The sequence below is a fragment of the Microcoleus sp. MON1_C1 genome, from assembly GCF_036701945.1.
Taxonomy (GTDB): Bacteria; Cyanobacteriota; Cyanobacteriia; order Cyanobacteriales; family Microcoleaceae; genus Microcoleus.
In genome coordinates, this window is sequence record NZ_JAUBRO010000020.1 from 77,059 (window position 1) to 92,882 (window position 15,824).

The 15,824-nt window shown below is 43.9% G+C and carries 5 protein-coding genes; 2 read left to right on the forward strand and 3 right to left on the reverse strand.

Annotation, left to right across the window (positions count from 1 at the left end):
• Positions 1 to 6: 6 nt before the first annotated feature.
• The 3 genes from QUA62_RS13525 to QUA62_RS13535 form a co-directional block, all read right to left on the reverse strand.
• Entirely contained in the window at positions 7 to 5,202 is a 5,196-nt protein-coding gene (locus QUA62_RS13525) for a PAS domain S-box protein (RefSeq protein ID WP_333404621.1), read from the reverse strand.
• A 418-nt stretch (positions 5,203 to 5,620) separates the two neighbouring features.
• Complete coding sequence (locus QUA62_RS13530; RefSeq protein WP_333404623.1) at positions 5,621 to 6,913, reverse strand: ATP-binding protein; 1,293 nt, start codon at positions 6,911 to 6,913, stop codon at positions 5,621 to 5,623.
• 180 nt (positions 6,914 to 7,093) lie between these two features.
• Positions 7,094 to 9,412: a tetratricopeptide repeat protein gene (locus QUA62_RS13535; protein ID WP_333404625.1), complete on the reverse strand. Its 2,319-nt coding sequence runs from the start codon at positions 9,410 to 9,412 to the stop codon at positions 7,094 to 7,096.
• A gap of 160 nt (positions 9,413 to 9,572) precedes the next feature.
• Between QUA62_RS13535 and QUA62_RS13540 the strand changes: the two genes are divergently transcribed.
• Together QUA62_RS13540 and QUA62_RS13545 are read left to right on the forward strand one after the other, a co-directional pair.
• Complete coding sequence (locus QUA62_RS13540) at positions 9,573 to 12,140, forward strand: glycosyltransferase (protein ID WP_333404627.1); 2,568 nt, start codon at positions 9,573 to 9,575, stop codon at positions 12,138 to 12,140.
• A 143-nt stretch (positions 12,141 to 12,283) separates the two neighbouring features.
• Positions 12,284 to 15,790: a glycosyltransferase gene (locus QUA62_RS13545; RefSeq protein WP_445301661.1), complete on the forward strand. Its 3,507-nt coding sequence runs from the start codon at positions 12,284 to 12,286 to the stop codon at positions 15,788 to 15,790.
• The last annotated feature ends 34 nt before the right edge of the window (positions 15,791 to 15,824 follow it).

The window sequence follows — 15,824 nt, forward strand, 5'->3', positions numbered from 1 at the left end:
GTCATACTATTTTCCCTCGATATATTGCTTTAAAGTATTCCGAATTTGTTTGAGCTGAAATCCCTTAGCAAGTTGGCGCAGCTTCGAGACAAACGGCACTAAATTAGGTTCTAAACTCTCCAGCTTAGCACTCTCCTCAAAAATTTCTTCAATGTCGCCCATAGCTGCGAGTTTCAAAAGTTTTGCTACTGACTCAGAAGCTGCAGGTAACAGAGAAGAATAAGCAGGAAAATCAGAGGCGGATGACAAACTGGGAGTTGTGCGCTTTTTGTTTTCCGAAGATTCCCCATAAATCCATTCTAGTCCCAAATGCACGCGCAACTGTTCCAAAAAGTGATTTGCTTCGATCGGTTTGGGAATAAAATCATCGTACCCTGCGAGGATGCTATCTTGCTGCGTAGCCTCGAAAACGCTAGCTGACATAGCGATTAACACGACATCTTTTACTGCCGGCAACTGCCGCAGTTTTCTTGCAGTTTCTAAGCCATCCATTACAGGCATCCGCAAGTCCATTAAAATCACATCAGGTTGAAATTCAACTGTTTTGCATAGGCATTCTTGTCCGTTTTGGGCATCTGCAACCTCAAATCCCAAACGCCGCAGCAGCCTGCACAACAAATCGCGATCCAGTTGATTGTCATCCACGATTAGCACTTTCCGCTTGTTGCCGATAAAACCGACAACCCAGCGTTTTTCCTGCAAAGGAGACACCTCCAAGTACCGTTTAGCTGCTGGCACTTCTAAATCTACCCAAAAAGTGCTGCCTTTTCCCAAAGTGCTGTGGACGCGAATTTCGGTACCCATTAGTTTCGCTAATTTCTGGCTAATCGAGAGTCCGAGACCTGTACCTTCAACAAACGTATTGCCTCCTACTTGGTGGAAGGGCAAAAATATTTCTTCTAACTTGCTTCGCTCTATTCCTGTGCCGGTATCCTCGACTTGAAAGCGGATTTTTAAAGCGTGTTTGGCTGCGATCGCATTGTGGGCGAAACGCATATAATTTTCTTTCAGTTCCGAACTCAAAGTCGAGAACTCATAATTTTCTCCTTGCCCTCGACTCCAGGCCCCTGTGCCGACATAGCCGACTTTGAAAGTCACACCGCCGCTGTTAGTAAATTTAACGGCATTGCTGAGTAAGTTTATGAGAATTTGGCGCAATCTTTTTGGATCGACACGAACGCAGCTAGGCAGGGGAGAGACTTGTTCGTAATTGAATAAAATTTCTTTTTGAGAGGCCCGCATCTGAAAGAGATCGGCAATGTTTTTCGTGAAATTTAGAAAATTTAACTCTTCCGGGTAGAGTTCCATTTTTCTAGCTTCAATTTTGGAAAGATCTAAAACATCGTCGATTAACATCAGCAGGTGTTGACCGCACTGTTGAATATTGCTGAGACTTTCTTGGTGCTCTGAGCTTAAGTCTTTGTCGGTTTTGAGGATTTGAGCGTAACCTAAAACGCCGTTTAAAGGCGTGCGTAGTTCGTGGCTCATGTTGGCAAGAAATTCGCTTTTGGCGCGGTTGGCGCTTTCTGCGGCTAATGCAGCTTGTTGGAGGGCAGATTCTGCAAGTTTGCGCTCGGCAATTTCGGTTTGTGCTTGTTGAAATAGCGTGGATTGCTGGATCGCGATCGCCAATTGCACGCACAATTGCCGGAGGGATTCTATTTCTGATGAATCCCAGGAACGGGGGCCGCTGCAATCGTGGGCGATCAGGAGTCCCCAGAGGTGGTTTTCTACCGTCGGTTGGACTTGGGAAATGCTTTCTCGTGCTTGTAAAATAGGCACTATTAAGTTAGCTTTAACTTCAAATTGTTCGAGGAATTTAAGGTGACATTCGCTCCTCTTTTCCGCGTAAATATCTGCTATAGCACGAATATTACCTTGCTGGTAAATATCAACAAATTTATCTCTAAAACACGTATCCAAGTTGTCAAAGTTTTTCAACGAAATTATATCTTTTGCTACGGATTCGACAACTACAAAACCGCTCCAGTCGGGATTAAAGCGGTAAATAACTGTGCGGTCTGTTTGCAAAAATTGTCGCACTTCTTCGACAGCAGTTGTCAGGACTTCTTCTAACTTTAGGGAGGAGCGAATGCGATCGAGCATGGCAACTACCAGCCGTTCTCGCCTTAATTGCTGCTGCAGGGCCATCTCCGCTTGTTTGCGTTCGGTGATGTCGGTAATTACTCCCACTAACCCGATTAAATGACCAGTTTCATCTTTAATGCCGTCGGCGCGAAATAAAGTTGTTACCAGTTTGTTGTTTTTAGTGTTGATTTTGAGTTCGCCTTGCCAAGATTTGCCTTTACGGAGCGTTTTTAACATTTCTAGCAGCACATTACTTTGGGGGTAAATTGCTGTTAATCCGCCTGCTGTGTTTAGTTCTTCTGCTGTGTAGCCGTACTGTTGAACAAAGGCTTGATTGTGGTAGATCGATCGCCCTGTCAAGTCAGCAATGCCGATCGCGTCGCTGGTGCTTTCCACCGCTTGAGTAACTCGCAGCAAATCTAATTCTGCTTGTTTGCGATCGCTAATATCAGTAATAGTGCCGATATAGCCTTTAATCTCCTGCTTGTCTCCGATTTCTGCAATTGCCTGACCTATCACCCAAATTACCCGACCATCTGGACGCTGAAAGCGGTATTCTGATTTAAAAGGAATTTTCTCAATAATTGCTCGATTCCATTCATTTTTTACCCGCTCCGTATCATCGGGATGTAGGGCATTCATCCAGCCAGTTTCTGCTGCTAATTCTGCGTTTAACCCCGTAATTTCGCTCCACCGTTGATTCACATAAAGGCAATTTCCCAACGTGTCGGTGTGGAATATGCAAACTGGCGATGCTTCTGCTAAAGTTTGGTAGCGGCGCTGGCTCGACCGCAGGGCTGATTCTACCTGTTTTCTATTAGTTATATCGCGGACTATAGAAATGATTTCGCCACCTACAAGCATTGTCAGCGACAATTCTTGAGGGAACTTAGTACCGTCCGGGCGCTGACCGCTCGCTTCTATATTGCAGTACCCTTTTTGCAGGAGAACCGGCATTATTTGTAGTTCAAAAAATAGATTTTCTGCTTTGCTGTAGAGCATCTTCCATTTCTTCCCATACAGTTCGCTAGGGCTTGACAAACCGTACATTTTGAGATAAGCTTCGTTTGAATAAATACATTCTTTATTATTATTAAAAATGGCGATGCCGTCATAAGCAGCGGCCATTGCTACTGCTTGTCGCTGCAGTTGGGACTCTACTTGTTTACGAGAGGTAATGTCGTGACCGACTGAGTAGATTAAACCTTCTTCGGTAAATGGCGATGCCGTCCACAGGAAGCATTTGTAAGAACCGTCTTTGCAGATGTAGCGGTTTTCAAAGGAGATACTGGACGTACCCGCTATTAGTTTTGCCCCTTCGGCTGCGGTGGCTTTTCGATCGTCTGGATGAACAAATTCGATCATTGGCTTGGCCAACAATTCACTAATACTGTAGCCTAAAGCTGTTGACCAAGCTGGGTTTAAACGTTTAAAATGACCGTCAAAACCTACAATGCAAAGCAAGTCTAAGGAGATGGTAAAAAAACGATCGCGCTCTGTTTGTGCCTGCTTTAATTCAGTAATATCCATCACTAAACCGTCCCAGAGAATATCGCCTTCGCTGCCACATTTGCTCTCATTAGTGAGCCTTTCTGGTCTTGCAGCTCCTTGCAGCCACTTAACTTTTCCAGATGGTAAAGTCTGCCGCCACTGCTGCTGCCAAGGTTCCAGCGTAGTGGCTGAAATTGCGATCGATGCTTTTAAATCTAAGAGATCGTCTGGGTGAATTCCATTGGAAATGAGTTCCGCATTTTGCTCTATTGCTTCTGCCTCTAATTCGTAGAGTTGGCGGCTGCCTGAAGAGATGTAGGGGAAAGACATTTTTCCAGTTGCTGACCTTCGTAATTGATAAATTATTCCCGGTAGGTTAGCTACCAATTTTTGAAAGCGAGCTTCGCTTTGTTCCAGGGCTTTTTGTTGCTGTCTGTATTCTGTAAAATCTCTAATTATACCCACTATTACTTTACTGCCGTCTGCTATTTGGAAGACGCTTTTTTTGGTAGAAATTATATGTTCTCTCCCGGCAGAGTCGGTGAATTTTTCTTCGGTTTCCAAGCAGACACCCGTTGTCAATACTTCTTCATCTTTTGTCCAAAAAACAGCAGCTTCTGATTGGGGGAAAAAGTCAGAATCTGATTGGCCCATCAGTTCTTGTCGCGATTTGCCGACCAACTGACAAAAAGCATCATTTAATATGATCCAGCGGTGTTGCTCGTCTTTGACAAAAATTGGGTCTGGCGTAGCATTTATGGTGTGGTTTAAAAATTCTTCTGACGCTTTCAGTTTCGCTTCGTAGCGGTAGCGATCGCTCACGTCCAACACTACTTCGATTATCCGGTCAATAGACCCGTCCAGGCGGCGGATGCAGCGCCGGGAAACTCGCGTGTGAACTATTTCGCCGTTTTTTCTGAGCCACCTTTTGTCTAAGATGTAACCGTCGAGCCTACCTGCTAACATCTGAGAAAAATTTTCACAATTAGCCTCCCAATCCTCTGGATGAGTCAACTCTAGCCAATTCTTTTGCACGAGTTCGTAGCGCTCATAGCCCAGCAAATTGCACAGGGCATCGTTAACTTCTATCCAGTGGCAATTTAGAGGAATGTCGCTGTCAATAATTGGAGCGATGATTGCAATGCCGATCAGGGAATTTTCCACCACCGAGCGATATTTTTCTTCACTTTTTCGCAAAGCATCTTGACTGTTCTGGCGTTCTATGGCGTAACGGAGCGATCGAATTAACAGTTCGCTGTCGATTTTTCTTTTTACCAAATAATCCTGGACCCCGACCGAAATCAACCGCAGGGCAAGTTCTTCGTCGTTTTGGGCGGTCAGAACTACGATCGGCACATTTACCCCGTATTCTTGTACCCGAGCCACCGTCTCGATTCCCAGACTATCTGGCAGTGAAAGGTCTAATAAAATTATGTCAAAAGTTTCTTGATTCAATCGCTGCTGCGCTTCGCTGAGGCGCTCTACTTTCGTCAGCACTATACGCTGCGCGCCGCCAATTTCTGAAAGCAAATCTTCAATCAGCTCAGCTTCCTGAGGGTTGTCTTCTACTAACAGAACTTTAAAGCAGATAGGAGGCAAAGCTAAGTTAAAAACTGCTTTCATAATATTTATTAATCAAGAAAATGTTAAACTAACTTGAATTTGACCTTTTATTTTCAGGGCAGTCATTCAATTGCACGTACACATACATCGACCGTAAGATTGACCGTAAGATTGCGGGGTGAGCAAGCGCTACAAAAAATGTGTTTAATAATTAAAATTATATCACGCAGTAACTAGACTGTCAACGGAAACTATTTTTTTTATAACTTGCGATTTAGACCAGTTAAAAAAGAATGCAACTGTAGTCAAGATTCCAACCCCGATAGTCAAAAAAAAATGCCAATTATTTACTTATTTTTTATTATTTAAAATGGTGTTAAATTGTCAATTGTAATTTATAGTTGTTGACTAACAATATAGAAAATAATTGACTTTTTCTACCTTATAAATTCTACATTTTGACGAAAAAATGTCTCAATTAAGCGATAGAAAAGTGAAACGTAGAACCTTGCTCCGGTTCCGATTCCACCCAGATACATCCCCCGTGAAGTTCCACAATCTTTTGACAAATTGCTAAACCAATACCTGTCCCAGAATATTCTCTTTGAGTATGCAAGCGCTGGAAAATTTGAAAGATACGTTTTTGATGCTGGGGAGCAATCCCAATCCCATTATCTGAGACAGAAATTAACCAGTTTTCCTCCTGTCTGCAAGCGGTAATATGAACCACAGGCGGTGCATCGTGGCGATATTTAATCGCATTGCTGACTAAATTTTGAAAAAGCTGTATGAGTTGAGAAATATCCCCCATTACCGCGGGTAATTCGCTGTAGGTGACAACGGCTTTAGTCTCGCGGATCGCCCCTTGCAGGTTCGCGAGTGCTTGCTCGACTGCGTGATTGCAATCTGTCAGTTCAAAAGGTTTCCGACTCCGGCCAACGCGCGAATATTCCAGTAAATCGTCAATTAAAGTTTGCATTCGGGTGCAGCCCTGAACGATATTGCCGATAAACTTACTACCTTGGGTGTCGAGTTGGTCTTTGTAGCGTTTTTCTAAAAGTTGAGCGTAACTGGCAATGGTTGCCAAAGGCGCTTGCAAGTCGTGAGAAGCCACATAAGCAAATTGTTCTAGTTCCGCATTTGAACGCGCCAATTCTTGGTTAGATTTTAATAGAGCAGATTCGGCGCGCTGGCGGTTTGATATCTCTTGTTGGAGTACCAAATTTTGCTCTTGCAGAGCTTTTTCAACGGCCCGACGGGTGCTGATTTCTTGTTGCAGAATTTGATTTTTTTCTTGAAGAGTTTTTTCTACTGCTAAGCGGCTCGTGATTTCTTCTTGCAGCAGCATATTTTGTTCTTTTAGCTGCTTTTGTAAATTCCGCAGGCTGAGGTGACTTTCGATGCGGGCGAGCACTTCTTCAAACTGAAATGGTTTGCTGATATAGTCCACAGCTCCCACAGCAAATGCGTTTACTTTGTCGAAAATTTCATCTTTAGCACTGATAAAAATTACCGGAATTTCGCGAGTTTTAGGCTCTAATTTCAAGTGCTGACAAACTTCATAACCGTTCATTTCCGGCATCATTATGTCGAGCAAAATCAAATCGGGTGGATTAGAATTGCAGGCTCTCAGAGCCATTTTTCCGTTAATCACGCAGCGGGGGGTGTACCCCCTCTGAGTCAACATCGTAGACAACAGACGCAGGTTTTCTGCTGTATCGTCTACTACTAAAATGTTTCCTAACGGCGTCCCTGGTTGGTGATCGTTCATTGATTATTTCCCTGTTCCTGTTTTCTTCACAAAAGATGTTTGCAGCTATTTTATTTAGGACTTACGGAAAACACCCGGTTTTTAGTAGGAATATGGGAAAAAAACGAGAAATCAGCTCATAAACCGGGTGTTTAGCCGTTTGTGCACAAGCAAGTCCTGTTATTGTTCGTTTACAAACCCTCAAATCCCCAGTAGCAGAGTCAGAACATTATTGTCCCAAGCCAATCCTTTGTCTAAAACCTTAAATCCCGCGACTTTGCACATAGCTTCTAAAGCAGTAGCTGTAGGTAGCCACCACCACGGCGCAAAGTCGTTCATGTCAAAAACTGCTTTTTCAGTTATCCCTATAAGTGGGTTGTTGTTGAGGTATTGCTGCCAGTATGCTGTTAAAATAGCTCGTTCTGCGTCGTCCAAAGCTGGAATAAACATTACTGCCGAAGCTGGAATTTCATAGCGTCCCAACTCATTTTCTATCACTTCTTGAGTAATAGCTGAAGTGAAAACTAAATGCTCGCGAGTTATCTGACGCAAGGCAACTAAAATCTGCAACGGATGCGGGTGATGGTACAAAACTCCTGCACAGTGAACTACATCGTAATGCTCGCCAATGTCGGCAAGCTGAATCTGAGTTATATCTCGATTGATACAGTGATAATTAGCAATATTTAAACTTGTCATGCGATCGTGAAAATCTTGCCACCAGTGGAGGTATGCTGGCATGGCATCAATCATTGTCAGAGATACTGCACCGTATTTACTAGCTACAGATACTTTTTCACTGACAGTTCCCCACAAGCCGCCGACTTCTGCAAAAGTCTTGCCTTTGACGACTCGGGCAATGTAACGATCGCGAATATCCTTAGCTTCTAACTCTAATAATAAAGTAGATTCCCCTATTTGACGCTGTTTTTCTAAAATCTCCTCTAATTTTTGGGATATTTCTGGATCTTTTGGTCTAATTTCTAATGCCATCAAGTACAACATTATGGCTTCGTCACGCCGATCGCTCTCAGCAAATTTTTGGGCGATTTCGCAGTAAAATTCAGGAGCGTGCTGCGGCTGCATTTGGTGGTGATAGTAGCTAGTTGCTACATCTGAATCAACCGGAGTTCTTTTAATGAGAGCCTTACCTAACTTCATGTAAATTCCCGGTATAGACGACTCGATTTTAAGCGCACAAAGGTAGGCGGAAACCGCATCATTCCATTCGTGACTTTCACTCAAAGCATCGCCTAAATTGTAATAAGACCAAGAAATACTGGGATTAAGTTCAATAGCACGTTGATAAGCGGTAGCTGCGGCTTTCCACTGTTGAGTTTTTAACAGCGCTTCTCCTAAATTGTGGTAAGTCCAAGAGAATTCTGGATTGAGTGCGATCGCCCGCCGATAAGCGAATGTTGCGGGCGAAAATTTCTGAAGTTTAACTAAAGTCAAAGCTAAGTTATAATGAGACCAAAATAAATCTGCATTTAGGGTGATCGCCCGTTCGTATGCAGCCTCAGCTTCTGACCATTTTTCTAGTTTAAAAAGAGCATCTCCTAACTTGTGAAAAGCTGCGAAAAAATTCTGGTCTACTTCAGTAGCGCGCTGGTAAGCGGCAGCGGATTCAGACCATTCTTCTAATCGATCGTAAGCTGCACCGATGCTGTAGTAAGACCAAGAATAATCCGGGTTAATTTCAACAGCCGTGCGGTAGGCAATCGCAGCTTCTTGCCATTTTTCTAAATTGAGCAGCACGCTGCCTAAGTTGTAGTATGACAAAAAAGAATTGGGATTTAAATCAATACTTTTTCGGTAGGCAGCCTCCGCTTCGCGCCAGAGATCCTTAGCTTGCAAAACATTGCCTAATTTGTAATGAAACTCCGAAATCTCCGGCTGGAGTTGAATAGCTGTGCGGTAGTTAACAATAGCTTCGTCCCACTGTTTCAAGTCGCTAGCAGCTTCTGCTATTTTGCAATAAGCTTCGCAACAACTCGGGTTTAAAAAAATGGTGCGGTGGTAACAAACTAGCGCTTTTTCTGGCTTATTTTGGGCAAGCAATGTATTACCAAAATCTAGATAGTCTTCCGCTATTTCTATTGGTTCCAAGATGAGTGCTTGATACCAACAGTCTGTCGCTTCCTCAGCTTGACCGACTTGGGTAAATATCCGGCTCAAATTTCGGTAAAATCCTGCAAAGTCCGGTTGGATGGAGATGGCTTTTTGGTAACAGGCGATCGCCTCTTGCCACTGTTCCAAAGTAGCGCAGAGAGTGCCGAGGTTAGCAAAAGCTTCGGCAAAATCTGGTTGCAGGGCGATCGCAACTTTATACCAATACCTTGCGTCTTCTAGTTTACCCTGAGCTTGCAGCGCCTTTCCTAGGGTCTTGCAAGTCTCAGCAGAATTGGGTTCAGATGCCAAAACTTGTTGGCAAAGTGCGATCGCCCGCTCAAAGTTCCCTGTAGCCAAATAAATTTCTGCCTGCTGCTGGAAATTCACTTGCACTGTTTCTGAATTCATTTTTTATTTTCCTTTTGAGTAATCATTCCATGTAAAATTATATGCTACAATTTGCCAATTTTCAAGTTTCTGTAAGTAGAGCTAGCGATCTGAGAATAGTGCTGAATGTCCGCGAGATTAATATAAACTAGACAGTAATAGGTTAACAGCGAGCTAAATCATGTCAATAGTCAATCCCACACCGCTAATCAGCGTAATTATACCTGTATATAATGGCGCTCGCTACATCGTGCAAGCGGTAGAAAGCGCCCTAGGTCAAACTTTTACTAATTTGGAGATTATAGTTGTAGACGATGGTTCGACCGATCGCACACAGCAAGTATTGCAGCCTTATTTTGAAAGTATTCGCTACATATATCAGGAAAATCAAGGAGTAGCCGTCGCCAGAAATATTGCTTGCCAACTAGCCCAAGGCGAGTTTTTGGCATTTCTAGATGCCGATGACTATTTCCTACCATCCAAGCTAGAGAAACAACTAGCTTGCTTTGACGCTGACCCCGCATTAGATATGGTGCAAACAGGTTGGCTCCTAGTCGATGAAACCGGGCGAGAGATTTCTGCTGTCAAGCCTTGGCAGCAAGCACCCGAATTAGATTTAGCCAGCTTTATTATAGATAAATGTGTGCGTCCGAGTGCGATGATGGTGCGCCGAAAGTGCTGGGAAGATTTGGGTGGTTTCGATTCTCATTTTTCGCTAGGCGAAGATTTAGATTTTGCCTTGCGTTTGACTTTAAAGGGGTACAAAGCAGTTTGGTTAGAAGAGATTCTTACCTGTTATCGACAGCACAATTCTAATATCATGTCAAGCGGTTGGGCGCTAATAAAGAATACAGAAATTGTGATGAAAGAATTCTTCGAGCGACCTGATTTGCCTGAGTCAATCCGCCAGTTAGAAAACCAGGAACGCTATCTATGCTTAAAGTGGCTGGCATGGCGGATGTACCGCGACGGTCATCTAGCAGAGATGGCCCAGTGTTTGGAAAAATCATTGCACTATACGCCTTTTTCGGTCACAAAAACAGTATTGAATTGGCTGGAAACTTTTAGGATAGTTTCTGAAGAATACGGTGAAAATTTTGACGCTTATTCGCTGAGTAAGTTAGCGGAATGGCAAGAGATAATTCAGATGGTGATGACTAATCCACCCCAACCTCAACAGACTTCTATTCCCACACCTTCACCAGCGCGTGAAGCGAAGCGCTCCCGTAGGGAATCACACATTCTACTCTACAACACGGACGATCCGGGCGTGGGAGGATTAGCCCACTACAACCATGCCATTCTCTGTAAGTTAGCCTTATTAGGCTATCGAGTCACTTGCTTGCAAACCAAACATTCTAGCCCCTTGCTTGAGCGAGAACGAGAGTTAGGTATAGAGCACTTGTGGCTGGATTTTAGCAGCCATAAAGATTTACAGCGGGTGTTAAGAAATACTCAGGATGCACAAGAATTTTTTGCTAGTAATAAACCGGATCTAATTATTTTTAGCGATGGTTGGTCATTTGCCAATTTTGCAGCTAAACAGGTAGTTATTCAAATGGGAATACCATACATTATGCTGATCGGGTTAGTTATGCCAGAACACGCAATTTTTGCCTGCGGGGATGTAGTGCCTTATGCACAAGGAGTGCTATACCACTGTCTGCAAGCTAGAGCCGTGATTGTTTTGGCTTACGAACATTTGAATTTATTGTGCCAACATTTCAAGTTGCCAAAAGAGCGAGGACAAGTGATTTACTTGGGGCGTTCTCCTGAATATTTTGCACCTCCTAATGCTGGGGTTCGTCAACGCCGGCGACAAGAAATAGAAATTCCTGAAGATGCGATTGTCTGTTTCACATCTGCTCGATTGGCATCGATTAAAGGGCATCGATATCAGATCGAAGCAATCAAGGAGTTGCAGCAGTCTCCTGTGTGGTCTAAACTGTATTTTGTGTGGGCAGGAACTGGTGAGGGAAGCGCTGACAATGTAGAAAGAGAATTGAGGGAAACTATTAAAGAGTTAGGGGTGAGCGATCGCGTGAAGTTGATCGGACAGCGCTGGGATATCCTAGATTGGCTGGATGCTAGCGACATATTCATTTTGACTTCTCTAGCAGAGGCAGCGCCTTCTCTTGCAGTCATCGAAGCGATGGCTAAAGGATTGCCCGTAGTTGCTTCGGCAGCGGGCGGGATTCCAGAAGGACTCGGCGATACTGGGAAGTTGTTGCCCGATCCCAATACCGATCCGGAGGGAACAGCGAGGGAATTGGCGGAAACTTTAGAAGCTTGGGCGATAAATCCAGAATTGCGCAGCCAAATCGGCAAAGCTTGCAAGCAGCGAGCCGAGAAAATGTTTAAAGAGGAGCGGATGCTCGCCGAGTCTGTTGAGGCGATCGAAAAAGCTTTACTTTCCGATCGCGAAAAAGATCGATTTGTTACTCAAAAACAGGTGCAGGAGTGGATGGCGAAGGTAGAAAGCCGGGTGCGCTACAACTTTTTAGTGTGGAAAGCGTGGCACGCTTACTGTCAAGAAGATCTCCTCGGGATGCAGAAGTGGCTTCAAGAATCTTTGCAGTGTACGCCTTTTTTGAGTACAGAAACGCTGTTAAACTGGATAGAATCTTTTAGTAATTTTTCGTCAGCTCAAGGGCATAATTTAGATACATATTCTCTAATTAATTCAGCAGAATGGCAACAATTAGTCCACAAATTACAGGGTCTTGAATCTGTATTTTATGCACGTTAAAATACCCGATTTACCTTTCAAATTAGGATTGCTTTCAGCAGTAGAATTGTATCTGCCTTCTGCCTTCTGCCTGACCTCCCTTACATCCGTTACATCCGTTTCAGAATCCGTTGCCGAACCCTTCCTTATCACCGATAAAACTCATGTCAATGGCAAATCCGACACCGCGAGTAAGTGTAATTATTCCAGCATATAATGGCGATCGCTACATCGCGCAAGCGGTAGAAAGCGTCATCAGCCAAACCTATAAAAACTGGGAAATTATCGTCGTAGACGATGGCTCAACCGACGACACCCGCCAAGCATTGCAGCCTTATTTTGACAAAATTCGCTATGTTTATCAGGAAAACCAAGGAGTAGCTGCCGCCCGCAACCGAGGAATTCAGGAATCCCGAGGTAAATTAATTGCTTTTTTAGATCAAGATGACTTTTTCTTGTCCGATAAGTTAGCTGGACAAGTTGCGTTATTTGACGGTCAGCCATCACTAGGAATTGTTAATAGTGGCTGGCGGATGGTTAAAGAGCAAGGCGAAAGTATTTTCGATGTAACACCCTGGGAATACTTGCCTCAGCTAGACTTAAAAACCTGGATTGTTTATATGCCCCTACTTCCCAGCGCCATGATGTTTTCGCGGCAGTGGCTGGAACGAGTCGGTGGCTTTGATTCTCAGTATGATTCAGTAGATGATGCCGACTTAATCTTGCGTTTAGCACTATCTGGTTGCGAAGCTGCTTGGTTGCCTCAAGTGACAGTATGCTACCGCCAGCACGGGCAAAATGTGTCCATCCAGAGAGCGCTAAAACAGGCAAACCTTTGTATTAAATTAAAGCAAAGTTTCTTCAGTAGAGCCGACTTGCCAGAGGACATCCGTCAATTAGAAAAGCAGGCTCTTTATGAAGCTCTGACATGGATGGCGTGGCAACTTTACTACAGCGGCTATCCGGCAGAAATGACTGAGTATTTGCAAAAATCTTTAGATTATACCCCGTCCTCGCTGACACTAACTATAATAGATTGGGTAAAGCGCCTTACCGGAATTTCTAACAGCTACGGCTGCCCAATAGATGGCATTGCTCTCAGAAAAATACCAGAATGGAAACAGTTAATGGCTAGTATCATCACTCCCAAAAAAGTGCGCGTCAGTGTCATCATCCCGACTTACAACTGCGAGCGCTACATTCTCAAAGCCGTAGAGAGCGTTCTCAGTCAGAGTTATGAAAAGTGGGAAATTATCGTCGTAGATGACGGTTCAACTGACAACACTCGCCAAGTTTTAGCACCTTACCTCGATTTAATTCAATACATCTATCAAGATAACCAAGGCTCAGCAATTGCTCGAAATAATGCTTGCAAATTAGCAAAAGGGGAATTTTTAGCTTTTTTAGATGCTGACGACTTCTTCTTACCAGAAAAACTAGAAAAACAAGTAGCTTGCTTTGACGGTGACCCCACATTAGATTTGGTGCAAACAGGTTGGCTTATCGTTGGCAAAAACGACGAAGGCATCTATGGAGTAAAGCCTTGGGAAGAATCACCAAAATTAGATTTAGAAACTTTTGTTTTGTACAAATCAGCGCGTCCCAGCGCCATGATGCTGCGGCGAGAGTGGTGGGAACGCTTGGGGGGTTTCGATCATCGCTTGCCGCCAACAGAAGATTTAGATTTTGTCCTGCGTTTAGCTTTAAAAGGCTGCAAGTCAGTTTGGTTAAAAGAGATATTAACCTGCTATCGCCAGCACGACAGTAATCTCATGTCCAGCGGCTCCAAAGTAATGAAAAATATGGAAATTGTGATGGAGCAATTTTTCGCGCGGCTAGACTTACCTCAGTACATCCGCGACTTGAAACGCGAGGAACGTTACAGGTGTTTAGTATGGCTAGCGTGGCGGATGTACCGTGATGGATATTTGGCCGAGATGGTCGAGTGTTTGGAGAAATCTCTTCATTACACTCCTTTTACAGGTACGGAAACAGTATTTAAATGGTTAGAAACTTTTAGGGGTGTTTCGCAAGAATACGGTACCGACTTTGATAGTTATGCCTTAACCAATTTAAAAGAATGGCAAGATATCGTAGTGGTTGCTGCTAACAATACTCCTCAATTTCAACCTGCACATATTTCGATTTTCCAACCGCAAAAAGCCCGCCTATTACTGTACGCAGAAGACCACGGAGTGGGAGGCTTAGCTCATTTCAACCACTCGCTGATGTGTAAATTAGTAGCCGAAGGATACCAAGTTATTAGCGTTCAAACTAAAGCTTCTCACCCTTTAATTACCGAACAAAAACAGTTAGGTATAGAACATATTTGGCTGGATTTTGACACAGTAAAAGAGTTTTTGCGAGGTGCTTACAATTTAGGCGATGCTGAAAAAATTTACGCGCAGGCTCAACCGGATTTAATTATATTTAGCGACGGCTCGCCGATGACCAATTTTGCGGCCAAACAAGTTGCTATTAAGCAGAATATACCGTACATAGTTACTCTCGGTTATATCGGTCGCAATTATGAAACTTTCGATCGGGGCGATCGAATTCCCTATTTAAAGGCCGTCTCCTATCAGTACGATTTAGCCAAAGCAGTAGTAGCAGTGTCCCAGGAAAATTTAAACTTGTTCAAAAGAATTTTTAAAGTACCTCTAAAACGAGGCAAAGTTATTTATTATGGGAGACCGAACAGTTATTTTGAGCCGCCGAATCTTTCCACTCGCCAACGCCTGCGTCAAGAACAAGGAATCCCGGAAAATGCTATCGTTTGTTTTACGGCGGCGAGATTGACTCCAATTAAAGGACATCAGTATCAATTGCAGGCTATCGCCCAATTGAAAAATCGTCCACTTTGGCCCCAAATTTACTTTGTTTGGGCCGGGCCTGGGTCTACAACTCACGACAATAGGGAACCTGAATTAAGAGCAACTGTGAGCCAATTGGGAGTAGAAGAACAGGTTAAATTCTTAGGACAGCGGTGGGATATTGCTGATTGGCTCGACGCCAGCGACATCTTTATTTTATCTTCCCAAGCAGAAGGAATGCCGCTAGCAATTATGGAAGCAATGGCGAAAGGATTGCCCGTAATTGCCACAGCAGTCAGCGGGATTCCTGAAGAATTGGGAGATACGGGAAAGTTGCTCCCCGATCCTACAATCGACCCAGAAGGAACAGTAAAAGAATTGGTAGAAACGGTGGAAATATGGGCAGAAAATCCCGAATCGCGCAGGCTTGCAGGACAAGCGTGCAAAGCGCGAGCCCAAGAACTATTCAAAGAAGAACGGATGCTTCGGGAATATGGAGAAATAATTGAACAGGCATTTGTAAGTGACGATGAGAGCGACAGTTTCTCTATTAGTCCGAAACTCCAAAAGCAGGTACAGCAAGTGGATAGCCTGCTGAAATACTATTATTTAGTGTGGAAAGCTTGGGAGGCTTACGAGCGGGGAGATATGTCCGAGATGGTGAAGAATTTGCAATCTGCTTGGGCCTGCACACCTTTTTTGACCACAGAAACTATCTTTCAGTGGGTGCAAAATTTTGGTACTTTCGCTGCGGAAAAAGGAGTTAATTTCGATGCCAACGAGCTGATCGACTCCCGAGCGTGGCAACAAGTGATAGAATCAATACAGGGTTTTGAAGTGTTTTCATCGGTTCGTTAAAACTGAGTTCTTGCAGCATTCTTAAGAACGGGCA